We start from the raw sequence: 26,845 nt of genomic DNA on the forward strand, positions 1-26,845 counted from the left end.
CTCACTCCTTGCTGCTGTCGTCCGAAGCTTGATGCCCCTTGCCCTTCGCTTTGCGCTTTGGCGGTTTGACGGTCCCGGACGCGACGTCCGTCCCGGCCGCCTGCGAGCGCGCCTCGCGCGCTTCTTTCCGAGCGTGATCGCGAATATCCTCGCGCTGTGCATCGGTCAGATTTGGCTTGCCCTGGCGCTTGCGCAGGGCTTCCTCGGCGAGGACTGCCTCGTCCTCCACCGATTTCTTCATGATATGCGCCAACAGCGGCGGGTCGGCCTTCTTGAGAGCACGACCAAACTCGCTCCCGACGATTCGAATGAGCGCGGTGAATGACAGCGCCACAGGCTCTGCCGAAGCGCGACGTGTACGAAGTGTGCCGTCCTCCAGCGTGGTGAGATAACCCAGGTGTTCGAGGCGTCGCACCGATGGGCGAATGGCACTCAACGAAATAGCAAAGCCGAACCAATCCGATAAGGTCGGCAGCAAAGCGGGGGCGGGCTGCGGACCGAGGCGCATCAAAGCGATCATGATCGCAAACTCGACCACGCTGAGGTCGGGCAATGCGCGGCCGCTCGAGAGCGGTGTTATCGTTTCCATTACTGTGGTCCATGCTGCTGCAAGTAGTCCTCTATGCGTTGCTGGATTTGCTGCGACGTGTCCAATTCATCGGGGAGCTTGGCAGCGTCGATGAAGTCGGCGTAGACCTCGGAAAAATCCATCACCGAGAGGTCGAGACGTGAGAATTCATCGAGCGTGAAGCCCTTGCAGGTTTCGCTCTTGGGAGCGCCCCACGGCTTGTTGATTTGCTGGCGTCCCTGCTGCTGAAGGATGCGGCTAAGCTTTGATTCAAAACAACAATATGCATCTTTTCGGGTTACGCAGACGCCTAGAACCCTGTCCGAGCAATAAGAGCCGACCCGGTGGCACAGTCCCTTGTCGTCCTTCTTGTCGAGCTCGCGCTCGGCTGCGTTGCACAGGAACGGCGTCAGCAGAGGAACGCCCTTGCCCGAACAGCAATTGGAAAGCCCGAAAACCTTCTTGGTGCAGGTTTCTCTCGAGCCGGCAAATAGCGTCAGATCCGCTTCATTGAACTCAGCGTTAGCTTGCCCGAGGGTGTGGAGGCCAACCAGAGCATCCTTGAACTCAGTAGAAGCCTCGCGCTCGATGGGCTCGCATTCACCATCGATGCAATAGACATCATCTCCGCAGATATACTGCGCGGGGTCGCTGGTTCCGCCGCCCGGAATAGGGCAACGATAGACCTTCGTGGTCAGCTGACACGCGCCTACCTGGGGATCATCAAGACATTCATCCCGAACGAAAGTGCATTGGGGATTGTCGGCGATATCACCGCAATCGGTGGCTTGGCCCGTCCCATTGCACTGATACGTGCGCTCCCACTCCCAACAGGGCCGCGTCACTGCAACACCGTTGATCATCCGCGTCTCGGGTTGGCCGGTGCAAACCTCGGCAGATTGCGTGCAGGTGAGCCCTTCGGTCGCCGCCTGACACTGGCCTTCATCACGCGTTTCGCTGACGATCCGCGTGGTATTAACGAGAGCCCCGCCCGGCACGCCCGGGAGCTGTCCAGGACATGACCAAACCTCGAGATAAAGAGGCTCGCCGGGTTCAGCGCACCATGGACGCCTGTTGGGGGGCCTTACCCATTGCAAACATGTCTCGCCGATCCGTCTGCGGTCAATGAGGCTGCACGTACCATTTTCGAGGGCTGTGTTGATAAGGGCGCAGACGGGACGTCCAGCTTGAGGTTCATCAGAATAGCATTGATACTGCCAATACTGAGAGCCCTCCGTCTGGATTACGAGGGGAACTCGGCAGGTTCGCGCCTCTTCGATCAGCTGCGCGCCCTCTTCACATGTCGCCTCGTAATACTCCGTTCCTGCGCCACTCGGGGGAAGCGGCGCGCATTGACCATTGGTCGAACCGAGCGTCGACCCGGCCAGATAGGCGTCGGGATCTTCAGCGACAGCCTGTGCGCGCAGAAGCCCATCGGCATCCAGCGTGACAACTGTCCGGTCAGGATTGGTCACCAAACGCCACGCATCGTTGCTCAGAGCGCCGCTTGCGCCCTGCGCCGTCAAACCATCAGGATCATCCGCCAGAGCTTCCTGCGGAAGCGTCTGCCCCGTATAGCCGGGAATGGTGCCGGTGAGGTTCGTGGTCGTCGAAATCTGACCACTGGCAGCTCGAGCGCCAGTGACGAAGGTCTTCCCGTCAGCCTTGGCAGCGCTGATGTCTCCTTTAGGAAACGTAAGTGGGCCGCCCGGGACGTACGGCGCGACTGGCACAGACCCTCCCCCGCCCCCGCCAGCTGGGGGCGGGTTCCCCGGAGGTGGCGCGGGTGTGGGAGTGGGAGATGGTGAAGGCGCCGGGGTTTGCGGCGGTTGCGGGAAGACAGAGACGTACGGCGGGATCGGATCGTCAGGCAGTATAGGGATGATCGGCTCAAAGCGCTGCTGCGGCTGAGGCTGCGGGAAGTAGGTGTAATCGTCGAGATCGTAGAAGCCGCCACCCGGCGCAGGCTGCGATGCCTGCGCAAAGAGAGGCAATGGACCCGCTATCGAAAGGCAGGCGGCACCGGCCAGAACAGAGGCAAGCGCCCGCCTCATTTCGAAGCCCTGATATTGCCGAGCGCGGTGCGCGCGACCAGAGCACCGGGGCCGTTGTCCTCAGCGAAGGTCTCCAGCGCATAGTGCACAGTCACGTTGCCACTGATGCTGTCGAACGGCGGCGGCGTGGTGATACAGCTGAGGCCATCACAGGGCGTAAAATCGCTCGACACAGCGACATATGTTGGAACGGCCTGGACATTGAAGGCACGAAACAGCCGGGGATCAACCCCGATCGACGCGAACTGATCGTCGTTGCTGACGATCTTGCTCATGCCGGCGACGAACTGCTTGACCGAGTTGTTGGGAAAGCCCCTGAACACCACGAACCCGCCAGCGGCTGACGTCTGGTCGATGATCGTCTTCAGCGACTCTTCAGGCATCGAAAGGCTGACAAAGACCATGAACTGCGGGGCAGACCCGCGATTGTCCACGAGGTTGCCCGAGGCAGCAGCGATCATCTCGTCAAAATCGACCGCACCTTGGGGGCCCTTGGGCAGCGCGGCGGGATCGAGACCTTGCACCTTCTGCCTGGCAGCAGCATCGAGTGCTTCGGCGTCGGGGCGGTACTCTTCGACGCGCCGGGCGACCTCGGCCGAGAGAACTGCCGCATCCTCGCTCTGTGCGGCAGCACGAGCACGGATTGCATCGAGATCGAGACCATCGACCGTCTGGGCGAGCGCAGCCCCTACGCCGGCAAACCCGCCAATCAGTGCGAGCGTGATGAGAAATTTGCGTGTCATCTCGTCCCCCTCACAGCATGCAGCAATTGCGTTTGCGCCACAGAAGGTAGCCGAAGTCCTCGCCCCCCACCGGATAGCTGCGGCCGGCATCCGGCGGCATGGTCGAGGCCCCAATCGGGGAGCAGGCATATTTGCCGCTCACCGTCGCAATCGGATTGGTCATCTGGATGCGGTATTGCGACTTCTTGAGGATCGGCATGATGTATTTGCCGCACAGCGCACGCGAACCCGCCGTTCCAAAGGCAAGGCCCTGACGGTGCATCTTGAAGAGGAGACGTTCGGCAGCGAGCCGCGACGACTGAACCGGCGAATTGTGCGTCGCAATGTTGCCGTTCATCGGGAACATCGATCCGTTGCAGCCATCACACCAGAACAGCTCGTCAAGCGGAAGGCGAGCGGTTGCCGCTGCGCAGTCCCCAGCGCAGGCAGCGACCGCGATAGGATTGGCAAAGAGGGCAACCTCAGGATTGATGAGGGTGGTCAGCGTGTCGTCGTTCCAAAGCGGATCGATTTCGGTGATGTAGGCGATGTCGAAATTCGCTGCTTCAAAGCACAGGAAATCGGTCAGGATCTCCATCCAGTAGAGCAGCGGGTAGACGTAGTAGTGCGCATGGTAATTGGCGGTGTTGGCTGCGCGCCCTCCCCCCATCTGCGGTGGTGTCACCTGGCCGCGGCCAATGTCGAACCCGGGATCGAGCTTCAAACCGCCAAGGTTGGGAAAGCACCAGGGCTTGGTGGTCACGTCGACCATCCGCGCCGGCTCCCAAAAGCCAACCGCAAGACCGATACGAGGGATCGGTGTGCCACAAGCGCAAATCGGCAGATCGGGATTGTTGGTGTCGGGGCGCCCGGGCCAGAGCTTCGCGCCTCCCAGGGAGATCGGGAAAATGCAGCTCCAGCAGATGTCGGTCACCGGATTGACAAACTTACCCGTACATTTGGAAGGCGCGGTCTGCGCCGATGCGCTGACTGGCACGAGGCACAGCCCAAAAAGCGCGATCAGACCAAGGAGAAAGCGGCGGATCATTGGTCCGTCTCCGCCAACAAAGCCGCAAGATGCGCATCATCAGCGCGCGTTTTGGCGACAAAATAGACAGGCACGAGAACCATGAGGACAATGAGAAGCCCTCCCACAACAGCGCCAGCGCCGATCCCGATCACAGCCCGCAATAGGTCGATGGAGGCAATCGAGACGACCAGCGCAGAGCAGAGCACCAGGATTGTCATCCGCATGCGTTTGATACCTGGGGTCTCGGGTGCGGCCATTGGCGTGCGAAGGACATCAAACAGAGTGAGCATCATGATGCTCCCTTCGCTGGCAGAACGATCTCTCGAACCTCGAGCAGTTGACCCTTCTGGGCGACCACTGCTGGCACATGGACGATGCCGAAATGGCTTGTCAGCTTGCCATGCTGGTCGAAGAAGAAGCGACGTTTGTACTCGCCCATACGGTCGAACGGAGAGCCAGAGACGAAGATGATCTTGGCCTTGTCGCCGGCCCAGTTCTGCGTTGCCCATGCGAGCTGCTCGGCATCGCGGCCGTCGACGAACACCAGATCGGTGGGCATGTCGATGAGTGCGAGCGGGTTGACCCTTGCACCACGCGCAGCGATCACATTCCCCTTCTGATCGCGGATATCGTTCTCGACCACGATCGATGGATCAAACATCCAGCGCCGATCCTTCCGAGTCATTGAAATGCCGGCAACCGGCAAAGGATTGCGCACCCGTTGCTCGGTCTTGGCCACGAGCTCGCGCTTCATCCGTTCGATACTGCCGTTGCCCTCGAGCGTCTTCAGCTTCGCATCGATCGTCGTCAGAAAATCAGGCTCAGCGATCGGCCAGGTCTGGCCCATAACACCGTGGTCGCGCGCAAAAGCCATCGACACCAACGGCGCGACGGTGGTGAGACTCAGAAGCGTGAAGCCCGTCGCGATGATCGGCCAGGCCCTCACAGGATGGGTGTTCCTGTGCCCAGGATCGCCTTGCGGCAGGCAAAACCGATTTCGGCATAGCGGCTGTCGAACCCGTCAGGATGATCGGTCCCGACATAGTAGCAGTCGCGCGGCACAACACCCGTCGGCCCCGGATGCAGCGGCTCGCCCAGACGGGTGCGCGGCTTGATTCGCGCAACCTTTACACCGTCGACATAGACCGATCCGTCGCGATGCTCGACCAGCGCCCCGGGCATACCGATGACCTGCTTGCCGAAAGGGCCCTGATCCGGCCCGAAGTGACGGCTGACAATCTCACCGGGCGGAGGGACGAAGAAGACGTAATCGCCCCTATGCGGCTGTTTGCCCGCGCTGACGAAGAAAGCCCAGTTGGGTAGACTCTCGCTCGCGTTGATCATGAAGGAATGACTTTCCTGCCATGCGGCGATCGCGTTGTGCGAGACGATGCCAGCGGCGAGAACGCCAATCATAGCCCAGCGGGCAAGAACCGAAGGACGGCGAGATGGGATCGAAGCAGTCATTGAGCGATGCTCCAGCCAGCAGTTGATGTCGCTTCAGGCGCCCGCGCAGCCTGCAGGCAGCCCGACAGTGCGGAAACAGGCAGAAGGGACGCCGCCAACACAGATCCGCGGATGGATGACATCGGCGAAGTGCGCATGACGGCGACCCTCCCCTTCCCGATCTACTGTCCGGGGACCGGCATAACGGCCGGCCCCGTAGGCAATTGCTGCTGCGGCGCGTACGCGGGGGGCGGAGCGGATGCTGCCGCGGCAGGCGGGGGAACTTTGGCATAGATCGCGTTACGCACATCGGCCGTGATGTCGGGCACGTTCTGCGAGAGAACAGCTTCGCCGACCATGACCGTGGTCCCATCGGCGCCGCGCGCCTTCAGCTCTTCGCCGAGAGCGGCCATGAAGGCCTGGGTCTGCTGTGTTACGATCTCGGGGGGCGTGTTGCTCCTCGCCTGCGCCTGAACATACTCACCGATGATCTGTTCAAGCCTGACGCTGGCAATTGGAGCCTTGACCACCGCAGGATCGACGATGTTCTTTGTGACCCAGGCGCCCCACAAGAGAACGGCGACCGCGAGACCTGCAAACAGGAAGGTGGCGGGCGGGAGACCCTTGCTGCGAGAAACCGAACGACGTGCGAACGGCGCCGACGACTCCGCATGCGGGCGGCCATTCGCGGCATGCGGATCATTGTGGTTGCCATCCGCGAACGAAGAAGGCGCTGTGTGCGTCTGCACCGCAGGCGGAATCAGGGTGAGCTGCTCGGACATGGTCAATCCTTTCGCTGGGATGCGGCGGCGGAGAAGACGGCTGCAAGCGACCGATACCGGGCAGCGCTGACAGTCAGGAAGAGAACGAGTGTGACAACCGAGAGCTGGCGGACGAACAGCGCCCGGCGGGCAGGCTCGGCATCGCCAAAGCGAACGGACAGATTGGCCAGATGAGCGAAGAAGCCTTCGGCCGAGAATGCACCCAAAGCCATGAAGAACACGGTGTAGAGGCCAAGCGTCGCAAGAGATGTGAGCGCCAGCCATGCCGAGATGCGAAGCGCAAAATAGCACAGGTCAGCGAGAATGGCGCGGAGCGGCGGCGTTGGTTCTGCATTGTCGTTCCGCGCCTTGGATTCGACAGCCAACGGAATGATTCCCGGGGCGGCAAGCCGCGATGCCCGGTGGAGGCGGTGAGGGAGAAGCGCGTTCATTCCGCTGCCTCCCGCATCATCTCACGATCAAGATGGGGGAAGGCGACCATCTCGATCGCCTCATCCATTGTAAAACCCTCTTCCATCAGTCGCTCGATGCGCCCGAACACGGCCGGCGAGGACGAGTAGAGGGTCGCCGAATAGGGATCGAGCACAAGGCGACCGACCGCCAGGGTGTCGGGACCCTTGATCATCACGTCCGAGTAATCCGTGCCGCTGCGCTTCAGAGAACGAAGGAGCGCTTCAGTGTACGAGTCCATGTCGAAGCGGCCATGCTTCTGGAAATCCGCGATGGTCTCGGGCTTCTGCTGAAGAATCACGGACCAGTCGGAGTTCTCGAGCGCAGCCAGCGAACCTTCCGACTTGTAGTAGTCATTGAGCGACTGGGTCGCGGTGATGAGCGAGGCTCCATACTTGCGGCAGGTGCGGCTGTAGGTCTCGACAAAATCAGCCATCGATCCGCCGCGCAGCATCTGCCAGGCCTCGTCGATCAGCAGGGCCTTGGGGATCTCGCGGTTGATCTTGCGCATGCTCTGCGAAGACAGGAACATGATCGCGGTTAAAACAACCGAGCGCAGTTCCTCGCGGCTCGACAGGTCGGAAAGCTCAAAGACGGTGAAGTCGGACGACATGTCGACCGTCGCCTCGCCCATGAAGAACCGGCCATAGGTGCCCTTCGAGGAGAACGGGAACATGGCGGTCGCGAGATCCTCGGCCGCGACACTGCCATGGGACACAAGAACCTCGATAACGTCATCGATCGAGCCATCCCTGCCCTTGGCATGCCAGGCTTGCCCCACCGCATTGTCGATGAGGCCGCGCTCGGTATCGCTCAGGTGATCGACGTGCCGCGCCATCTGGCCGATAATGGATTTGAGCATGGCGAGCGCATCGACAAGGTAATCCTCGTCGCTGTCGATCAGCCCGGCGTCGATCATTGAGAAGGGGTTGAGACTGAACCCGTCGCGCAGCCGGAACTCGACGAATTTGCCGCCCAGCATCTTGGACATGTGTTCGAAGGAACGACCATCGTCGATCACGATGATCCTGGCACCGATCCCGGCAAAGGCAGCACACAACTCCTGAAGCGCCACTGACTTACCGGACCCCGATTTGCCGAACACCGCCACATTGTGGTTGCCGGCGCTGTTCTCGAAGGGTGACCAGAAGAAGGGCTGGCCGCGGCGCCCGATAAACATCAGGTGCGGCTTGGCGCCTCCGAGAAACTCACCCTGCAGCGGGGCAAGGTTGGCAGCGGTTGTGGTGAGCATGGTACGCAGCCGCTTCATGCGCTTTAGATCGACATCGAGCCCGTTGCCGAGCGTCATCGGCAGGCATGACATGAATGCCATGATCTGGAGGAAGCGTTCGTCGAGCAGGTCCCAACCGGCCGCCTTGTAGATCGACTTGATGGTGCGCTCGTTGGCATCGCCCTTCCCCTTCGGGCTCATCATTCCGACCGTGTAGTAGACCTGCACCAGCTTGCGACCCCGGCGGAGCTCCTCTGTGACGTGCCGCCACTCTTCGCTCTGATCCTTCAGCTGCGGGAGCAGGCGGGCCGAGGGCGTATCGGCAAGGCTGGTCGTGCGCATGTGCTTGTAGCCCGCCTTTGAGTTCGCAGCCTCCTCGTCCTGATAGACGATGCACAGACTGGTCATGGTCGGGCAGCCTGGCCGCAGCTTGTCAGCAAACATGTCCCCGATGACCTTCTGGCAATCCCATGGGGCCCAACGCACCGGCAGATTTCGCACCGAAAAGAACCGGTAATCGAAAGCATCCGGGCGAATTTCCTCGAACTCGGTGTCCCCGCCCAGCGTCGTCACCGCGCGAAGAGGCTTGCAAGACACGAGAATGCGGTCGGCCTGCACAGCCGTCTGGACATCGCGCCGCACGCATTGGTCGGCGATCGGATCGAGCTCGCAATAATCCTCGACGTGGTCGGAGACGTCGAAAGCAGGCGCGGTAAGGTCGTCGATCAGAGCGATGAGTTCGACCGGCGAATAGCGGCTTACATCGACATTGATCGACTGGAGCAGCGCCGTGATCGAATCGCGCACAGTAATGAGTTCCTCAACAGTCCCCTTCCCGAGCTTGAAGGAGACCGAGATGACGCAGCGGTGTTGGCGAACGTGGAAAGGCCCATCATGCGCAAGCGAATTCCACGCCCCATGCCCCAGCATCCGCGAGCGGTGCTCGGCGATCTTCTTGTGCACACCGCCGGCGGCATACCGTGGCAAGGCATAGCGCGCGATGGTCCGGCCGACCCGCGGACTCTGAAACGACAAAATCTGCAACCGCGAGCAAGAAGGCAGCGCCTCGGACAGGAATTGCGCGAGGATCTCGCCGGTGCGCTCGTCGGCACCGATCAGGGGTGCGACCTCCAGAGCAAAAGCAATCGAATCGGTCTGATAGAAGATCTCGGTCTTCGGATCGAAGCTGCGATAGGGAAGCCAATGCGCCAGCATTGGAGCGCCGTGGCCGGGTGTCCCCTCGTCGGGCGCATGCTCGTCTCCGAACAGGCGGGCGAACCAGCTTTTCTTGCTCGCAGCGGGCATCGCCTATTCCTCCACGACCGGGTTGAAGGACTGCGGGCGGTTCGCCGGAGCATCGACAGGAGCGGAATCGCCACCTGACGCAGTTTTGGCAGACTTGGCCACAGCGCGCGCTCGCGCGGCAGCGACAGCTTCAGCCGAAGGAACTCCGCGATCATTCATACTGATGCGCGACGTCCCGCCACCTGCTGCCTGACCTCCGACGCTAAGATCGTCGCCAAGCTGTGAGAGGATCTCCGGATTGACCGTCAGATTGACCGTCTGGGCCAGAGAAGCACCGAGCGGGGCACTGGCCTGCATCCAGGCGCCGTTGTCGACCACCGCATTGACGACACTGGTTTCGTGGTAACGGCCGGCGCGATCGACGTGCGCAGGAAACACGATCCGAAGGACCTTTTGCTGACCGGGCATAACGACGGTCTGCGTCGCAGAGGCAAGTGCCACGGTGCCGGGCTGCATCTCGCGAACAGGCGCTCGATAGGGCCCTGCAGGGACGTAGCTGGCATCGCCAGTGATCTCAGCAAGTGCGCGGTCATCGATGACGGTGGCCGGGGCACAGGAGCCCTCGCCCGCAGGGCCGCAGTTGAACTTGCCATTGATGTTCGTGCCGAACGTCGTGCAACCGGCAAGAAAGACGACGCCGGCGGCCAACCCAGCCATCTTGCGTCTCGTCACCGGAGGACGCCAATTGGCAGCAGACCCGTGAGGGAGGCAAATCACATCGGGCAAAGACTTACGCTTCATCTTACGCTCCCTTCAGCCAGGCAATGAGGGCCGCCTTCGGCCGGTAACCTTCAAGAACGGCGCCATCCGAGCGGACGAGCACCGGCGTTCCGGAAAATCCATGCTGGCGGGCGAAGGCCTCGTTTTCATCGAGTCCGCGGGTGTCACAGCTGGATGACTTGACCGGCATCTGCGCGTACGCGGCGCGAACAGCCTCCTGCGGATCGCGCGCACAAAGCACGCGGTCGGCGATGTCCCGGCTGCCAAGCACCGAAATCGGGCGCTCGATCACAGTGACGTTCATCTGCTCAAGCTCGCGGCTCAAAGCGCGGCAGTAGCCGCACTGAAAATCCGAGAAGACCGTGACCTTCTGCCCGCCCTTCCCCCAGACAATCGCTCCCGCGTCAGAGAGCGAGGAGAGGTCGACCTTCTGGGCGACCTGCTGCGAAACGGTGCGCTCACTGCGAGAACCTCTCCCGCCCCGTGCGTCCTCCGCCTCACCGGCATTGGCGAGCGCATTGGCTTTGGCGGCCCCGCCGACCAGCATATCGGGGTTTAGTTCGAGAAGGCGCGCGGCCGTCAGATCCTGCCGGGTTTCCATGTCGTAGACGCGCCCAATGATAAGATAGCGCGCGCTGCCATCGACATAGAACAGGTTCTCCTTCGCGGTGACTTCGCACAGTCCGGCAATGCGGCTACAGTCGACAGCGGTAACCTCGGTTTTGGGCAACCGTGTCTTGAGCAGTGACAGCACATCGGGCGAACTGCCCACGGCGCTGGCCCCAAGCATGAGCGACATCGATGCGATCGCGACATTCGTGGTATTGAACATAACCAAACTCCTTCACTCCGCGCGGCGCGGATGTGCTCAGTTCTGGATGAAAACGCCCTCGAGGAAGACGATCTCGACCTCGATCCCGGTCGGCATCTCGATGACGGGTTGATATTGTTCAGCGCGCTCGATCAGATATTGCGACAAGGTCCCGCCCGCGTTGGCTGCACCGCCACCGATCGCCTGAATGCCGACATCCGAAGCCGAAGGAAGCGTCGGATCCTGCGCGATGCGCGGGATCTGGTTTGCACCTTGAAATGCATTGCCGACGCCGCTGACGAGGCCAGCGAAAAACGCTTGTGTCGCAAGCCCGCCCTCGCGGCTCACCACTCTCCCGCGCACTCCGGTCTTGCCGCCGAAACTGATGAAACCCTTGACGTCGGAGACAGCATAGCGCCCATTGGCCTGGGGACAGGTCATGCGCTGCAGTTTCACATAGACCTTCTCGCTTGAGAGGTCTCCGCGCGCAGCGCCGTTGATCAGACACCCTTCGATCTTAGTCGTGAGCAACTTGCCATCGCGATAAACCGACCGGGCCGGGCCGGTGATACGCAGGACAACCGGCAAGGGATCGGTCTGCGAATTGACACCTGCCGAAGCATCGACCCCGACGATAACGCGCGCCTTGGCGATGGAGTTCGGGGGAAGATAATTCGGGCTGTCGGTGTAACTCGTGGAGCCGCCACTGATCCGGGTTCCGGTGCCCGACGGGCCGCCTTCGAAAGAAACGAGCTTAATCGAGCGGGGGCTGTAGAGAGAGCCGGCCACGGCAGCTGCGGCGGCAGCCCCTGCCTCGCCCTGCGGCGAACCACGGCCGGCCGCGGGGCCGTTGGGACCATACATGCTTTGGGGCGGGATCGGCGCCGCCGCACGCTGGGCGAGCTGCTGGCGCAGCTGGTCATTCTCGGTCTGGTAGGCGCTGACCACGCGTTGGCCATCCGTCGCCATCGACTGGTTCTCGGCTTGGAGCGCCGCGATTTGAGCCTGCAGTGCATCGAGCCGCTGGTCCTGGCCCTCGACGCCGCGCAGCTGGTTCTCGATCCCCTGAATCTGCGCCTCGGACTGGGCCTGCCATTCCTGCTGGCCCATGTTCCTGTTGACCATGTCGTCGGTCGAAACCTTGATCTCGCCGGCATCTGCGACCTTCTTGGCCTCATCGGCCGTGTCGTCAGCGAAGATGTAGGCAGAGCCGGCGACAAGTGCGACCAGGCCCGCGGCGGTCATCAGCATCATCTGCTTCTTCTTGACCGCATCATTGGTGCCGAATTCCTCGACATCAACCGTATCATCAGCATCGAGCTGCTTGGGCTTGCGCTTGAACGGGTTCGTGAAATTCATGGACGTCCTCCCACGGAACTGGCCGCGATCTGGCCCGATGGTGTGATGATGTAGGCTGTGGTCACTTCATCGCTGGCAAGCTCGTGCTTTGCGACGCTGACCGCGATGGCGTTGCTGGGAGCAATGGTCTGCTCGTTCAGGGCAACAGCGACCTTCCCAGTGTTCTCGATCCTGAGCACACGGCCGACAAGGTTGAGGCCGCGATATTCGGTTATCATCTGAACCTTGAGCGGACCCACCATCACCGCGTTCATCGACGGTTGGCGGATTTCGAACCCGTCCATAGCCTGTCCCTGGTACATTGCCTGAACGAGCGAGGCCGAGGTTTCCTCGGGCGACAAAGCGCGCGCAAGCTCGGCCGGTTGCTCGCCGAGGATATCCCGATTCTCGACGAACACCTGATGGGCGCGCTCGCCCTCAAGACGGCAGGCGAATTTGTAGACGAAGCCCTTGGCCGTGGTGCCGAAGAACGAAACCTCTTCCCTACTGAATCCTTCGGGCACCGAGATGTAGATGTCGCCGCGCGTCGGCTCGTTCACGACGGTGAAATCGTCGGTCTCACTGCCGGTGGTGAGCTTGGACACGCTTGCAAAGCGATCATCCTTGAGACTCACACGGGTCAGACCGGACTTCGAAATGGTACAGGCCACCTCACTGTTATCGGTGGCGAGCAACGTCTCGTCTGCGAAAGCTGGCGATGCCATGAAGAGAACGCCCGCTGCGACAAGACCGGTTCCGACGGCCCGACTGCTGATGCAGATCGGACGCGAAAAGAGCGCCATGCCGCTGGCGAACAACCCGAATGCAAAAGGCGTGATCATGCCTCTTCCCCTTGATCCTGACCTTCGACCTTGGAGATCATGCCGAAGCCCACCAGCTGCAGAGACAGTCCCGAATATTTCCAGGTGAAGCGAAAGCGCTTGTGCTCGGCGGTTACGGCCTTTGAGCCAACGACCGTGTGAAGCGTGCCCGACACCTCTGATGTGAGAGTGTCGGGATCAACCCGGATGGACCCGATCGTAAAATACTGGCTGATGCTCGAATTGCCCTGCTCCTTGATGACCTTCATGAGGTCGCGCTTGAGCGCCCCGTGGGCCTCGGGCGCGGCAATCTCGAGGATGGATTCCATCCAGTAGTTGAGGTTCTCGGGACTGCGGTTGAGCGCGATGAGCGCGGTATCGCGCGTCACCATTTCCAGATAGTCCTCCGAGACACCACTCGAAGAGATGATCAACGGACTGCGCAGGACCGGTTGAAGCACGATCTCCCGGTCCCGTGTGAAACCGAAGATCAATACGAGCACCAAAAGACCCGCCAGCGTCAGAGCGGTGATGCCAAGCATGTTGCGCTGCTTGAGCACACGCTGCGATTGCGCCAATCCGTAGGAATGATCCATGTCAGCCCACCATCAAACGAAGATGGGAGGGCGGCGTCGCCTTCAGACCGGTGAAGCTTGACGGCAGGTACCAGTAGGCCATGTGGAATACCCACGATGTGGCCCGGCCGGCTTTGAGCTTGCGGAAGCCCCACCATCCAAACACTGCCAGCACCAATCCGATCACGACGTGCTGCGTCAGAATGCCCCAGATGAACGGAATCGCCATCGCGAGGAACTCATCCAGCGTCCAGAACCCGATAAGTTCGGGATCGTCGAGATGCGAAGGAATGCTGTACCGATCCATTTGCTTGCCACCCTCCCCTTTGTTGCACCCCGCCTCAGATCGTCGCGGTGACGGTCGAGGTGACGATCGGCACACCGGTGCCGGCGCCGACGCCGACGGCGACCGGAACGGCGACCTGGGCGAGGCTGAAGCGACCCGAACCGAGCGCCACGAGGCCGCCGGCAAGGCTCATGACGGTGATGATCCGACCGCCCGAACCTTCGAGGAAGTCCGTGAAGGTGGTCAGCGCGGTGTTGAAGGTGGTGTCAGCACCGGCGTAGGCGGCACTGATGGTCAGGAGACTGACGACAGCGAAGACCGCCAGCGCCATGAGGATCGTGTTCAGCGACAGACCCTGCTTCATCGAGATTGCATTCATTGCAGTTCCCCATTCCAAGGCCCCACGGGATTGCGGAACCCTGTTTAGAAAATGGGAAACGAATTAATGCTTCAAGTGAAATATGATTTACTTGCACTCGGTTCGTCGCAACTCGTCAATTGTTTTCCTCATTAGAGGAATTTCGATATCTTTTGAGGGAAACAGATTGCGACGCATGGCAGGAATTTTCGCCAACGCGGGAACTTCGCTCCTCCGCCATGGAATTTTTTTCCTCTGGGAATCAATTAATTTCCCATCACGGCATCAGCCTGACCGGATGTGTCGTGCCGAGTCGACTTCGCCGCAGCATGTTGCGCATGAGGCAAACTGCCTAGTCGAGATCATTAAAGCTTGACAACTCGAAGGGCTGTTTAGTTAATAGAGTCGCTTGCGATCCGATATTTCTCAGGTCGACCGCGCAAATTTTCTGTTTTTGTCGCCATCTCCGAGTGCCAGAACAACGCATCTGCGCTCGGGGTTTCTTCAATAACCAGGGGGTCGCAAACGCTATGGACAAAGGTTGGAACGAAGAACGCCGATTCGCTCGCTTCGGGCAATATCGTCTGGTGCTGGAAGAGGCCTGGCGGCGCAACGGAATGACGAACAAGCAGGTGGCCATGGCGACGGGCAGAGGGCCAAGCCTGATCAGCAAAGTTAAGAACGGGCGAGCGAACATCTGTGCTGATCTCAGGCATCAGCTGATTGACCTCTTCGAGCTCGATCGGGTGCGGCTTTTCATGGCCATCGAGATAGTGGGCAATGGGATGCTCTATTTTGACCCGGCTTTCAAACATGTCTGCCATGCATCAATGTGCTTCGTGCAGGAGTTGCTGACCCTGATCGATGAAGACATCAATCCGGAGCATAAGGCGTTGTTTGCAGCCTTTTCGGAGCAGACCATCAGCAGTGTCGCTGGCCAAGCCGGCTGCGAGGTCACAAGTCGCATCACAGCAATCATTCCCGCCTTAAACCATCTGGGGAGACGATCGCAGTCCTAATCTCGGTCGCCGGGTCAAGGTGCAGTCTGAGAACGGACCGCTTTGGCTTTGGGTCAAACATCGCGAAGATTGCCCAAAACAGGTTCTGACAAGCTCTACCCCAAATTTGAATGCCTTGAACGCTCGGGTTGCTGATTTGGAGGCTTTCCGTTAATTGGAGCCTAGAAAACCTTCAAGGACCTCCCCAATGGCATATTCAGATTCAGTGGTGGGTCAGATTGGCGATCTCGCTGAAGCAGGCGAACGCATGATCGAGCGGCTTCGTCGCAAGGCTTTCCTGCCTGACAGCCGCAAGGGTCTCCATATCCGATTCGGAATTGCTGAGACAGCGCAGCTGCTCGGATGTTCAACCAACAGGATCCGAATGGCCGAAGAGGACGGCAGGCTCCCCCCTCCTCCGTCAGGCGAGAACGGACGGCGTCTCGGCTACACAGTCGAGGACATACTCCTCATGCGGCAAGTGCTCGACGCAAGTCCCGCCCGCGGCCCCGAAGACACGCCCGCCATGATCGCCGTCCAGAACTTCAAGGGCGGCGTCGGCAAATCGACCGTCACCACTCACCTCGCGCACTACTTCGCAGTTCAGGGCTACCGCGTCCTCGTCGTTGATTGCGACAGTCAGGCTACGACCACGACCCTGTTTGGGTTCAATCCACACTTCAACATTACGAGGGAAGAGACCCTTTACCCGTATCTGTCGATTGATCCGACGCAAGCGGACCTTCTGTACGCGGTTAAGAACACGCCTTGGCCAAACGTCGACCTGATCCCGTCGAACCTCGAACTCTTCGACGTGGAATACGAGCTCGCAGCCTCGGGAGCAGACGGCCAGAATGTCCTTGCCGCGCGCTTTCGCAAATTGAAGCAGGGTCTGACCGATCTTGCCCGAAATTATGACGTCGTGATCCTCGATCCGCCTCCGGCGCTAGGAACGATTTCACTTGCAGTCATGCAAGCAGCGAACTCGCTGTTGGTACCCCTTGCGGCAACCACGCCGGACTTCTGCTCGACGGTGCAATTCCTCTCAATGATGGATCAGGTGATTGATCAGCTGATCGAAGCCGGGGTAGCGGTGGAATACAATTTCGTTCGGCTCCTATGCTCAAAGTTCGACAGCGGTGATCCGAGCCACGAAATGGTGCGCGCCATCATGGAGCAGGCCTTCGGTCCCGCCCTGCTGCCCGTTCCCATCCTCGAGAGCGCCGAAATCAGTCACGCTGCACTGCGCATGATGACGATCTACGAACTGGAGAAGCCTATCGGCACGTCACGGACGCACAAGCGATGCAGGTCTAACCTCGACGAAGCTCTCGGACAGGTTGAGCAACTTGTGCGGCAAGGCTGGGGACGGATCCAGGCCATTGATGAAGCCCTCCTCGTCAATGGTTGAGGCAACAGCATTTCTCGGGTCAAAATTGTGCGCTCGGAACCACATCGCGCCGCCACTGACGGCACAATGAGAGGCCTACGATGGCAAAGAAGCAAAAGGATTATCTGACCGCATTGCTGGCAGATGAGATCGACGGCCAGGAGGCAGAAGCGACTACAGGCCAGCCCGAAGGCGTGCCTACTCCGCGTACAGACAGGGCCCGCAGAAATTCACTTCTTGGACGCGAGAGCGCCCTCGCCCGGGTGGCCAGCGGCGAAGTCAGGCAGGTCACACAGATTGCGCTGGACCCCGCGCGCGTACGCCCATGGGCGGGCAACGCGCGCTCCTATAATCATCTCCATGAAGAAAATTGCCGCGAACTGATCGACGCTATCGTCGCCGAAGGGGGCCAGAAGGTCCCTGCTATTGTCCGCAGGGTGGAAGGCGATCCTGCGTTCGAGTTCGAGGTCATCGCAGGCACGCGCCGACACTGGTCAATTTCCTGGCTTCGCCAGAATTCCTATCCGGACATGAAGTTTCTCGCACAGGTTGCGGATCTCGACGACGAGGCGGCTTTCCGCCTGGCAGACATCGAAAATCGCGCCCGCAAGGATGTCTCTGATCTCGAAAGAGCCCGGAACTATGCCGCTGCGCTAAAAGCCCATTACGGCAATCACCAGTCTCGGATGGCTGAACGGCTCAAGCTCTCGCAAAGCTGGCTTTCAAAGATGATCAAGGTTGCAACAATACCCGACGCAGTCGTTGCAGCTTTTGCGTCTCCCGCCGACGTCCAGCTTAAGCCAGCCTACCCACTCGCGCAGGCATTGGGCGACTCAAAGAGAGCGGCAGCGATCCAGAGGGCCGCCAAGGATTTGGCAGCCATGCAGGCGCAGCTGCAAAAGGAGGGGAAGCCCCCCTTCCCTGCCCAGGACGTCATCAAGGCTCTGCTGACAGCAGATCAAGCTCCACCAGAGAGCCGCGAGATCGTCTTGAATGGAGCGCACGACCGCCCAGCGGTAAGCCTGCAGCGTGCGAACCGGCAAGGTGTAACCCTGTGCCTGCACGCCGGGCACGGCCTTTCCGATGACGAGCTACTGGCGAAGGTGAAGCTGCTGCTTGAGACACTCGCCGCAGACGGCGGGGGACTTAAGAGATGACCACCCCCCTGCCCTTATCAATCAGCGTCACGCGATCGCCTGATTATTCCCCGGGGAATAATGCTCAGTCGAATTATTCCCCGGGGAATAATTTCTGCGGCGAAGGGGGCAATTCCCAATGACGCAGGCAATCAAGAAGCGCGTTCCCGAGCAATTCGACCTCTTCCTGCCCTACCTCGCAGACATGCCGCTGCGTGACCAACGCGAGATGATGGAGCGCCCCTTCTTTTCGCTCGCGAAACGCAAACGGACCAAACCAATCGAATACACTGCGCCGGACGGCAAGCTTTGGGTGCATGTGAGTGCCAACCCCGATTACGGCATGGCCACAATCTGGGACGCCGACATTCTGATTTATTGCGCCAGCCAACTGACTGATATGTCCCGGCGCGGGGTGAACGATGTGCCCCGAAAGCTCCACATCATGCCCTACGATCTACTCCGTGCAATCGGAAGGCCCACGACTGGCCGCGCCTACGAGCTTCTCGGACAGGCGCTAGATCGCCTCGTCTCGACAACGATCAAGACCAACATTCGCGCCGAGAACCGCAGAGAGGCCACCTTTAGCTGGCTCGATGGCTGGACCCAGCTAGTGGACGAAAAGACCGAGAGAAGCCGTGGCATGACGCTCGAGCTATCCAACTGGTTTTGGGAAGGTGTGATGATGAAGGGCGGTGTGCTCAGCATCGACCGCGCTTATTTCGATATCACAGGCGGCCGTGAGCGCTGGCTCTACCGCGTCGCCCGCAAGCATGCAGGCGGTGCCGGCCAAGCAGGATTTGCGATCTCTATGCCCGTTCTGTTCGAGAAATCGGGGGCCGAGGGTGAGTATCGCCGCTTCAAATTCGAGATTCTCAAGCTCGCTGAGAAAAATATCCTGCCGGGCTATCGGCTTGTCATCGAGGAGGGAAGGGGGGCAGAGCCACTTCTCAGAATGATTCGGCTCACTGACTTGGCAGGTAGCTCCGCTGAGAATGAGGCGCACGAAAGTGGGTCTGCCCCAGTATCAGAGGCGCTCAAACCAGAACCAACTCGGGCAGTTAAATTGAAAGATCCAGAGACAACAGCCGCCGAGTCTCCCCAGGGGGAGACCCCGCTGTTTTTTGACGCCCGTACTCTTGTTCGATCCGCTGTCGTTGGCTTGTCCGACAAAGCGACGCGCGGGCTGATAACGGATGAAACCATCGCCTATCTACGTGAGAAATGCCCGGGCTGGGACCTCTACGCTCTCCATGCCGAATTCGAGGCATGGGTGAACGCGGACCCAGCACGGACGCCTGCGAGCTGGCAGAAGGCCTTCATCGGTTGGGTTAAGCGCCATCACGAGAAGCACAAACACGACCTGCGCAGATAACCAACCTGTGTGTGAATACCGCTAGAATCGGACGCCACTGAACAGCGCAGGCTCAGTGCGTGAGGGCCCATGCGTGCGAAGCGTTCCAAATGTGTCGTGTCGATCAGAGACGCATGCGCTCGAATGGTAACGCCAAGGCAAGATTGAAGCTCTTCTCCCGACCTCGCCTCGATAATGATTCAATTTGTCTCGCTCCTGACCCCCATAAGACGGGATTTCGACACTTTAGGAACAGCCTTTCCACAACCTCCGACACTTCAGGAACGAAGACACGGTCTTTCGGGAACAGACATTCGGAACATCAGGAACACATCGCCGACACTTTGGGAACCGCATGTCCGAAATTCCCAAGAGAATCCGACGAGTCGCGACCCGGGAGCGCAGCCTTAACTGATCTAACTTAAATATAACCCGTCTAACCAACGGGAAGCTTACAGCTTTTTTGGATCGGTATGATGATTGCTCCCTGACAGATGCCACTGCTGACGATGGTCCCTGCGGAGTAAACAGGACCAACGGGCGTGGGTCGGCACGCGCCTCGTCACAGAGCCAGGTGCGATCGTTCCTCTGAATCACAGGCTGCACAGTGATTCAGAATTCCAATTGGACCCTGCGATGATCGGTCTGGCAGCATAAGGCATGGAAAGACCTTACGATCAGTCATGGCATTGGCAGGCAATTGACCCCTCACGGAACATTGCTCGCAATTATCACCTCTGGGTCGCCACTGATTTATTCGGATGGACAACAGTCGAGCGACGTTGGGGACGGATAAGTACGAAGGGGAAGGGCGCTACGGCCTCATTTGCGAACAGAAGCGATGCGGAAGTGGCCGCTAAGTGCATTCGTCAGCGGCGAAGGAGCTCCCTTCGTCGCATCGGAGTCGTCTATAACGAAATCGATTGATGGCTCGGTCGGCGGGCGATCTCGACCATCGACCTTACAAGCATTCGACCCTCAGTAATTTCCGGCATACCAGAAGCTGAGTTCGTGTTACCCTGTGAAAAATTCAGGAGGCTTTGCGCATGCCAATTGCGACCTACAATGCCTGGCTCGCTCTCTACATCGGCGTCGGGCTTATGGTCGCGCTCTGCGCTGTGCTGGCTGCCGTGAAAACCATCTATGACCTTCGCCTGGGCTTGCTCGTGCTCGAATTCAGCGACTGGAGAGGACGGGTCTTCGCCGTCCCGAAACTATGGTGGCGCTGGCAGATCAATTATCTCTCAGGCACGCCAGTGATCATGCTGACGGCGATCCTGTTAGCCCATCATCTGGGATTTGCCACACTTGTTGATGTGTAGTCAGCCACGGACGCCCTTTGGGGACTGCCAAGTGTCGGAATAGTGGAGGACCCAGCGAAACGGGTCGGGCCGCGCTGCTCTGCGTCGGCCCAGGCTGCGGTGATTGTGCGGACATAGTCGATCGTTTCGCGGATACGCGGAATGCTCCGCGTCGCCCGGACCCTCCCGGGCCCTGCATTATACGCTGCCAGCGCGAGGTCATATCGGCCGAACTCTTCAATCTGCATCCGGAGATAACGCGCGCCGCCGCGCAAATTTTGAATGACGTCCCACGGATCGGCAACGCCAAGCTCCCGTGCGGTTCCCGGCATCAGTTGGGCAAGGCCGATAGCTCCCTTGGGCGAGCGGGCAAGGACCTGATACCGGCTTTCCTGCCAGATCAGTGCGTCGAACAGGCCAACCGGAATCTTCTCCTGGCAGGCGATAGCGGCGATCAACGGAAAATACTGCAGCCGTCGCTGCTCAGTTGCCGCAGGAAGATCATTTCGAGGTCTGTACTGGGCATCTCCGCAGCCACCCATGGACATCGGCGAAAGGAAGAGTGCCGGCAGGATGGTTGAGGGTGCAAGACCGCTCTGCATCCATTGAGGAACATCGATGGCTGTCGCTGGAGGGACAGCATCACTTGGATGGCCTGCGCCAATCCCGGCAAAGTCGGCGGCAAGGGTCGTTGTCAGATCGGGCTCCTCGCGGATAGTCGTTTGATCGACCGGATCTGTCTCCGGGCCAACATGGATGACAAAGCCCAGGGGCGGGGCGCCACCGAATTCTATAAGCTCGACCTCCTGCGCCGTAGCCGCCGGATGAAACGCTACGATGAACAGGCTCCCGATGATGGAACGAAAAGGCATGACCTTGCTCCTGCAAAGGGCTGAGCATCCCCTGCTAACACTCAGAGTCAATTGGGAAAAAAATTCCGTCTTGCGTTGCTGGGCCGTCCAACGTCGGATCCGGGACAAAGGAAAGGGGGGAGGGGAGGGAGAACTCGAAAGGAATTGCCATGCCCCTTATTGCCAAACCCCCTTCACAGCGCCTGGTCGATATCGTGGGAGCGCTTGGCGGCAGCTGGTCAGGGTACAGCGCCATGTGCCGATGCCCTGCCCATGCAGATGCCACTCCCAGCTTATCGCTGAGGGAGGGCAACCACGACATCCTTGTCCATTGCTTTGCCGGATGTGATCCGGCTGATGTGTTGCGGGAGCTCGCATCCGTCGTGCCGGGCAAGAAATACGGCTTCCCGGACGGTCCTGCACGCCCATTCGACTCCACCGCGATCGCGCGCAACCTTTGGTCGCAAGGCCGCAAGCTCGCGAACACCTGGGGCGAGGCCTATTGCCGTTACCGCGGCATTTCCGAAGAGCACGAAGACCTGCGTTATCATCCCCGGTGTCCACGAGGCAGAAATCCCGATACCATGTTCGAGCCCGCCTTGCTCGTCGGGGTACGCCAGGGCCAAGGAATTGTGGCAGTCCAACGGATCTACCTCAAACGGGGAGGGCAGGGCTACCGCTCCAAGCTCATGATCGGAAACCCGCAAGCCGGCAGCTGGCAGGGCCGTCGCCCCGGCAAAAATCTGGCACTTGCAGAGGGATTCGAGACCGCCGCCCGTTTTGCCGAACTTCATGGAATCCCGACTTGGTCCTCGCTCGGGGCCGAGAGGCTCGATCTCGTGCGCCTTCCTCAGGGGATCGAAGAGTTGATCATTGCCGAAGACAATGATCCCGAAGGGAGGCGAGCGAGTATCAAAGCCGCCGATGCCCACGCCCGCGAAGGGCTGACGATCCGGCGCATGGCACCGCCCGTAGGTTACGAAGACTGGGCAGCGGTCCCGAGACACCATTAAAGGGGAGGGGGAGGTGAGTATTTGGCTTGTCCGTGATGAGGCGAGCCGAACCCAGGAGACCTCCATGACAGACCTGTTCGAAGCGGCCGCACAGCGCCGTACGCCCGCTCAACTTGCCGCCCGCGCGCTTTCCATCCTTATCGAGAATGGCACCACCATCACGCGCGCGATGATGAATGAAACGATGACCAGCGCCTTTGGCGCCGGCGATGCAAGCGGTCGATGGACCCAGCGGGACAGTTTCGAAGTGCTTGAGCATGCGCTCGCGCTGAGCCTCACGTCTCGTAGGAGGGCAGCATTCGGCAGGGACGATCTCGGCAAGGCCATGGAGATCGCATCGCGGCTGCCCACTCAGACCGTTCGAAGCGAGGAACAGATCGACTGGCAACAGTTCTCAACACCCGTCGACCTTGCTGCTGTCGCCGTCATGTTGGCCAATGCTCAACCCCACGACGTCGTCCTGGAACCGAGCGCCGGTAATGGGCTGCTGGTCGCGCAGCTTCCAGATGTTGCGGTGCTTCAGCTGAACGAACTCAACGACGCGCGCCGCAATCGCCTCACCAACATCTTCCCCGGCGTGACGGTTACTGGTCACGACGGCGCGGCGATTGCCAGCACGCTTGGCGCCAAGACCAGGCCTTCGCTCATCCTCATGAATCCACCGTTCTCGCGTTCACTTGGACGCGGTGCAGACCACCTTGCTGCCGTCCGACACCTTGCCGCCGCCATTGCCCATCTGCGCGCCGGCGGCCGCATCGTCGCAATCATGCCCGACTGGTTCTCCCGCTCAGCCAAAATGAGCGACATATTCGAGAACACGCTAGAGCCCGTTACGGTTCGCAACTTGATCCGCTTGGAGCAGGCTTATACCAAGCACGGGACCACTATCGCGGTCAGGATCTACGTCCTCGACAAAATCCCGGGCACTGGGTCTCATACGACCATCCAGCGCGTGGATGTGGCTGGCCTGGCAGACAGTCTCGAAATTGCGCCGCGCGCAGCCGTCGCCGAAGAGCAAGCCAAACCTGCCGCACCTGCCAAGGCCATCTCGCTGTTCGGAGCGACACGGAACGCAAAGCCCCCGGCACCCCGCATCTTCCGCGCACCTGCTCGCAACAACGTCCTTCCCGTGGCCTACAAGGCGCTCGAGACACCAGCGCCGCTGCTCGAACAGGCCGGGGTATATCTTCCCTATCGACCGAGCCGGGTTATCTTTGACACTGCCGGGGAGCACCCCACCGCATTGGTCGAATCCGTGGCGATGGGGTCGATCCCCGCGCCGATCCCGCAGCACATCCCGCAACTCCCGGAACGCACCGTCTCCGAGCGCCTGCTGTCAGCCTCGCAGCTCGAAACCGTCGTCTATGCAGGCCACGCCTGGGGACAGTGGCTTCCCGGCACATTCCGGCCTAATCCCGAAGGCGTAGGCCTCCTCATCGACGAGGATGGCGCCAGCTACCGCAAGGGCTTCTTTCTTGGTGATGGCACAGGAGCGGGGAAGGGGCGGCAGATTGCAGCGACCATCCTCGACAACTGGCTCCAGGGCCGCCGCCGGGCGATCTGGATCTCGAAGAACGAGCCGCTGCTCGACGATGCCCGCCGTGACTGGGCGGCCCTTGGCGGGCTCGCTGCCGACGTCCAGTCGCTTTCGTGGTGGAAGATCCACGAGCCGCTCACCCTTGATGAAGGCGTGCTGTTCGTGAGCTACCCGACGCTGCGCTCGGCGCGCGGCGACCACAGCCGCCTTGAACAGCTGATCTGCTGGGCCGGGGAAAACTTTGACGGTGTCATCGCTTTCGACGAGGCCCACGAGATGGGCGGGGTCGCAGGCGGGGAGGGCGCTATGGGAGCCAAGAAAGGCTCGCAGCAGGGGATTGCCGGAGTTCTCCTTCAGAACCGCCTGCCCAAGGCCCGGGTGCTCTATGCTTCGGCCACAGGGGCCTCCGAGGTCAACAACCTGGCCTATGCCGTCAGGCTCGGGCTTTGGGGTCCTGAGACCGCCTTCGCCTCGCGCGAGGCCTTCATCAGCGAGATCCGCGCCGGCGGTATTGCCGCCATGGAGCTGGTCGCGCGCGACCTCAAGGCGACCGGCCTCTACATGGCCCGGGCGCTGAGCTTTGCCGGTGTCGAATACGACATCCTGCGCCACGAGCTGACGCCTGAGCAGGTCACCGTCTACGATACCTACGCCGATGCCTGGGCCATCATTCATCGCAATCTTGAAGCGGCGCTTGAGCAGACCGGCATCGTCGATGACCTAGACGGAAGCACCCTGAACTCAGGGGCCAAAGCGGCAGCTCGGTCTCGGTTTGAATCCTGCAAGCAGCGCTTCTTCGGCCAGGTGCTCCTGTCGATGAAGCTGCCGACGATCATCAGCGCGGTTGAGCAGCATCTTGCCGAGGGCAAGTCGGTGGTCCTTCAACTCGTCACAACCGCTGAGTCGATCCTCAACCGCAGGCTTGGCGAACTCTCGGCCGAGGAGCGCGCTGAGCTCGATATCGAGCTGTCCCCCCTCGAATACTGCCTCGACTATCTCACCCGCGCTTTCCCGACCCGGCAGATGGAGGTCTACACCGACGATACCGGCGAGCAGCATTCGCGCCCCATGAGCGACGAGCACGGCAATCCGGTGACGAACCCGCAGGCCGAGGCTGCCCGGGCCGACCTGATCGAGCACATCTGCGCCCTTCCGCCCATCAAAGCCGCGCTCGACGCTCTTCTTGAACGCTTCGGACATGACAACGTCGCTGAGGTGACCGGGCGATCCAAGCGGATCGTGCCCGCGGCAGGCGGTCACCAGAAGATCGAGACACGCACCGTGCGCTCGGCCCAGGCCGATGCAGCAGCCTTCATGGACGGGACCAAGCGCATCGTCATCTTCTCCGATGCGGGCGGCACGGGACGTTCGTACCACGCGAGCCTTGATGTCCCCAACCAGCAGCAGCGCGTCCACCTGCTCCTGGAACCGGGCTGGAGGGCTGATCGCGCCATTCAGGGGCTCGGGCGTACCCATCGCACGCATCAGGCCTCAGCGCCCCTGTTTCGGCCTGTCACGACCGACTGCAAGGGCGAGCTGAGGTTCACCTCGACCATCGCGCGCCGCCTCGACAGCCTTGGTGCGCTCACTCGCGGTCAGCGGCAGACCGGAGGACAGAACCTGTTCGACCCGGCCGACAACCTCGAAAGCGACTACGCCAAGGCCGCGCTCGTCACGTGGTTCCATCTGCTCGTCGCGGGCAAACTCACCAGCACCACTCTGGCCGACTTTGAGGCGCGCACCGGTCTAGCGCTGCTCGATGCAGACGGGGTCATAAAGGAAGAGCTGCCGCCGATCCAGCGTTGGCTCAACCGGCTGCTGGCGCTTCCGATCGGACACCAGAACGTCATCTTCGATGAATTCCTCGCGCTTGTCGAAACCCGGGTAGCGGCCGCCCGCGATGCCGGCACCCTCGATATCGGCGTTGAAACCATGCAGGTCGAGACCGCGACCATCCTCGAGGACACGCTGCTGCGCACCGATCCCGTGAGCGGCGCGACCTCGCACCTGCTGACGATCGAAGTCGCACGGCGACGCAACCCGGTGTCGCTCGAGCGGGTCCTCAAGCTTGGTTCCGCCGATACCACGGCCGTCTTCTTGCGCAACGGCCGTTCAGGCAAGGTCGCACTCAGAACCAAGGCGCGCTCCGGCATGACAGAAGAGGGCACCCCGGTCCCGCGTATCGACCTGCTCCGCCCGACGCGGCGCGAATTCCTTCGCGAGCATGACCTCTTTGAAACCGCGTGGGAGCCTTGCGACCAGTCGGTCTTCGTGGCGGCCTGGTCGGCCGAGGCCGAGGAAGCCGCCAAGACAGTCGATACTGAGATCATCCGGATCGCGACCGGCCTCCTGTTGCCGATCTGGTCAGCGCTTCCTTCCGATCATCTCGCCGTCAACCGGATCGTCGATGCCGAGGGCACGTCATGGCTCGGCCGAATGGTCTTTCCCGAACATGTCGCCAAGCTGCTGAAGGATCTTGGCGTGGAGACCGCTACCCCGCTCAGCCCGTCAGAGACCCTCCGGGCGGTTCAGGGCGGAGGAAGCATCGCGCTCGTGCGCCCGGTCCCGTGCGAGCTCAAGCGCTCCCGCGTCAACGGATCATGGCGGATTGAAATTGCTGGCGCACCTGCGAGCCAGCTTGCCTGGTTCAAGTCGCTCGGCTGCTTCACCGAGGTCATTCAGTACCGGACACGGCTGTTTGTGCCGACCGAGAAGGCTGAAGCGATCATCACCGCTCTCATCGGTGCCCCATAGGCAACAAAGACCCC

At 60.7% G+C, this 26,845-nt stretch carries 26 protein-coding genes; 8 read left to right on the forward strand and 18 right to left on the reverse strand.

The features are described 5' to 3' along the window. Position 1 precedes the first annotated feature (1 nt). From SJY33_RS14800 to SJY33_RS14880, 17 genes are all read right to left on the reverse strand, one after another. Entirely contained in the window at positions 2–589 is a 588-nt protein-coding gene (locus SJY33_RS14800; RefSeq protein ID WP_379923670.1) for a hypothetical protein, read from the reverse strand. Further along, positions 589–2,301 carry a conjugal transfer protein TraN gene (locus SJY33_RS14805; protein ID WP_379923671.1) on the reverse strand — a complete coding sequence of 571 codons (1,713 nt, stop codon included), beginning with the start codon at positions 2,299–2,301 and terminating at the stop codon, positions 589–591. Before SJY33_RS14805 ends, SJY33_RS14800 begins: the two co-directional genes overlap by 1 nt. 317 nt (positions 2,302–2,618) lie before the next feature. Further along, positions 2,619–3,365, reverse strand: coding sequence for a type-F conjugative transfer system pilin assembly protein TrbC (gene trbC, locus SJY33_RS14810; RefSeq protein WP_379923672.1), 747 nt, complete (start codon positions 3,363–3,365; stop codon positions 2,619–2,621). Between the two features lie 10 nt (positions 3,366–3,375). Then, complete coding sequence (traU, locus tag SJY33_RS14815; protein WP_379923673.1) at positions 3,376–4,392, reverse strand: conjugal transfer pilus assembly protein TraU; 1,017 nt, start codon at positions 4,390–4,392, stop codon at positions 3,376–3,378. Beyond that, positions 4,389–4,667, reverse strand: a complete 279-nt coding sequence (locus SJY33_RS14820) for a hypothetical protein (protein ID WP_379923675.1) — start codon at positions 4,665–4,667, stop codon at positions 4,389–4,391. The genes traU and SJY33_RS14820 overlap by 4 nt, the downstream gene beginning before the upstream one ends. Then, a complete protein-coding gene (gene traW, locus SJY33_RS14825) occupies positions 4,664–5,320 on the reverse strand; it encodes a type-F conjugative transfer system protein TraW (RefSeq protein ID WP_379923676.1) in 657 nt (218 codons plus the stop codon). The genes SJY33_RS14820 and traW overlap by 4 nt, the downstream gene beginning before the upstream one ends. After that, the gene (locus SJY33_RS14830; RefSeq protein ID WP_379923678.1) at positions 5,317–5,841 is read right to left on the reverse strand and encodes a S26 family signal peptidase; all 525 of its coding nucleotides are present in this window, start codon (positions 5,839–5,841) and stop codon (positions 5,317–5,319) included. Before SJY33_RS14830 ends, traW begins: the two co-directional genes overlap by 4 nt. 161 nt (positions 5,842–6,002) lie before the next feature. Beyond that, positions 6,003–6,602: a TrbI F-type domain-containing protein gene (locus SJY33_RS14835; RefSeq protein ID WP_379923680.1), complete on the reverse strand. Its 600-nt coding sequence runs from the start codon at positions 6,600–6,602 to the stop codon at positions 6,003–6,005. 2 nt (positions 6,603–6,604) lie between these two features. Next, positions 6,605–7,033, reverse strand: coding sequence for a hypothetical protein (locus SJY33_RS14840; protein ID WP_379923682.1), 429 nt, complete (start codon positions 7,031–7,033; stop codon positions 6,605–6,607). Next, positions 7,030–9,588 (reverse strand): type IV secretion system protein TraC, encoded by a 2,559-nt coding sequence (gene traC / locus SJY33_RS14845; protein WP_379923684.1) that lies wholly within the window; start codon positions 9,586–9,588, stop codon positions 7,030–7,032. Before traC ends, SJY33_RS14840 begins: the two co-directional genes overlap by 4 nt. A 3-nt stretch (positions 9,589–9,591) precedes the next feature. Continuing rightward, complete coding sequence (locus SJY33_RS14850) at positions 9,592–10,329, reverse strand: conjugal transfer protein (protein ID WP_379923685.1); 738 nt, start codon at positions 10,327–10,329, stop codon at positions 9,592–9,594. A gap of 1 nt (position 10,330) precedes the next feature. Further along, on the reverse strand, positions 10,331–11,107 hold the full coding sequence (locus tag SJY33_RS14855; RefSeq protein WP_379923686.1) for a DsbC family protein: 777 nt from the start codon (positions 11,105–11,107) through the stop codon (positions 10,331–10,333). Between the two features lie 69 nt (positions 11,108–11,176). Beyond that, positions 11,177–12,478, reverse strand: a complete 1,302-nt coding sequence (locus SJY33_RS14860; protein ID WP_379923687.1) for a TrbI/VirB10 family protein — start codon at positions 12,476–12,478, stop codon at positions 11,177–11,179. Then, positions 12,475–13,299, reverse strand: coding sequence for a type-F conjugative transfer system secretin TraK (locus tag SJY33_RS14865; protein WP_379923688.1), 825 nt, complete (start codon positions 13,297–13,299; stop codon positions 12,475–12,477). The genes SJY33_RS14860 and SJY33_RS14865 overlap by 4 nt, the downstream gene beginning before the upstream one ends. Beyond that, positions 13,296–13,874: a type IV conjugative transfer system protein TraE gene (locus SJY33_RS14870; protein WP_379923689.1), complete on the reverse strand. Its 579-nt coding sequence runs from the start codon at positions 13,872–13,874 to the stop codon at positions 13,296–13,298. Before SJY33_RS14870 ends, SJY33_RS14865 begins: the two co-directional genes overlap by 4 nt. 1 nt (position 13,875) lies before the next feature. After that, positions 13,876–14,160: a type IV conjugative transfer system protein TraL gene (gene traL, locus SJY33_RS14875; protein ID WP_379923690.1), complete on the reverse strand. Its 285-nt coding sequence runs from the start codon at positions 14,158–14,160 to the stop codon at positions 13,876–13,878. Positions 14,161–14,194: 34 nt separating this feature from the next. Further along, a complete protein-coding gene (locus SJY33_RS14880) occupies positions 14,195–14,470 on the reverse strand; it encodes a hypothetical protein (protein ID WP_379923757.1) in 276 nt (91 codons plus the stop codon). Positions 14,471–15,027: 557 nt separating this feature from the next. Between SJY33_RS14880 and SJY33_RS14885 the strand changes: the two genes are divergently transcribed. The 6 genes from SJY33_RS14885 (at position 15,028) to SJY33_RS14910 (ending at position 20,697) form a co-directional block, all read left to right on the forward strand. Continuing rightward, positions 15,028–15,516: a hypothetical protein gene (locus SJY33_RS14885; RefSeq protein ID WP_379923692.1), complete on the forward strand. Its 489-nt coding sequence runs from the start codon at positions 15,028–15,030 to the stop codon at positions 15,514–15,516. A 187-nt stretch (positions 15,517–15,703) separates the two neighbouring features. Next, on the forward strand, positions 15,704–16,906 hold the full coding sequence (locus SJY33_RS14890) for an AAA family ATPase (protein ID WP_379923693.1): 1,203 nt from the start codon (positions 15,704–15,706) through the stop codon (positions 16,904–16,906). Positions 16,907–16,986: 80 nt separating this feature from the next. Beyond that, positions 16,987–18,042: a ParB/RepB/Spo0J family partition protein gene (locus SJY33_RS14895; RefSeq protein WP_379923694.1), complete on the forward strand. Its 1,056-nt coding sequence runs from the start codon at positions 16,987–16,989 to the stop codon at positions 18,040–18,042. A gap of 118 nt (positions 18,043–18,160) precedes the next feature. After that, positions 18,161–19,396 carry a replication initiator protein A gene (locus SJY33_RS14900; RefSeq protein ID WP_379923696.1) on the forward strand — a complete coding sequence of 412 codons (1,236 nt, stop codon included), beginning with the start codon at positions 18,161–18,163 and terminating at the stop codon, positions 19,394–19,396. Between the two features lie 639 nt (positions 19,397–20,035). Continuing rightward, on the forward strand, positions 20,036–20,302 hold the full coding sequence (locus SJY33_RS14905) for a WGR domain-containing protein (RefSeq protein WP_379923697.1): 267 nt from the start codon (positions 20,036–20,038) through the stop codon (positions 20,300–20,302). A 119-nt stretch (positions 20,303–20,421) separates the two neighbouring features. Continuing rightward, positions 20,422–20,697, forward strand: coding sequence for a hypothetical protein (locus SJY33_RS14910; protein ID WP_379923698.1), 276 nt, complete (start codon positions 20,422–20,424; stop codon positions 20,695–20,697). Here SJY33_RS14910 and SJY33_RS14915 read toward each other — a convergent pair. Further along, a complete protein-coding gene (locus SJY33_RS14915; protein ID WP_379923699.1) occupies positions 20,664–21,599 on the reverse strand; it encodes a lytic transglycosylase domain-containing protein in 936 nt (311 codons plus the stop codon). The genes SJY33_RS14910 and SJY33_RS14915 overlap by 34 nt on opposite strands. 311 nt (positions 21,600–21,910) lie before the next feature. On the opposite strand from SJY33_RS14915, the gene SJY33_RS14920 reads away from it, so the two are divergent. Next, positions 21,911–22,540 (forward strand): toprim domain-containing protein, encoded by a 630-nt coding sequence (locus SJY33_RS14920; RefSeq protein ID WP_379923700.1) that lies wholly within the window; start codon positions 21,911–21,913, stop codon positions 22,538–22,540. A gap of 64 nt (positions 22,541–22,604) precedes the next feature. After that, positions 22,605–26,831: a strawberry notch-like NTP hydrolase domain-containing protein gene (locus SJY33_RS14925; RefSeq protein ID WP_379923701.1), complete on the forward strand. Its 4,227-nt coding sequence runs from the start codon at positions 22,605–22,607 to the stop codon at positions 26,829–26,831. Positions 26,832–26,845 lie beyond the last annotated feature (14 nt).

Source organism: Erythrobacter sp. R86502 (assembly GCF_042466465.1).
In the GTDB taxonomy this organism is placed as follows: Bacteria; Pseudomonadota; Alphaproteobacteria; order Sphingomonadales; family Sphingomonadaceae; genus Erythrobacter.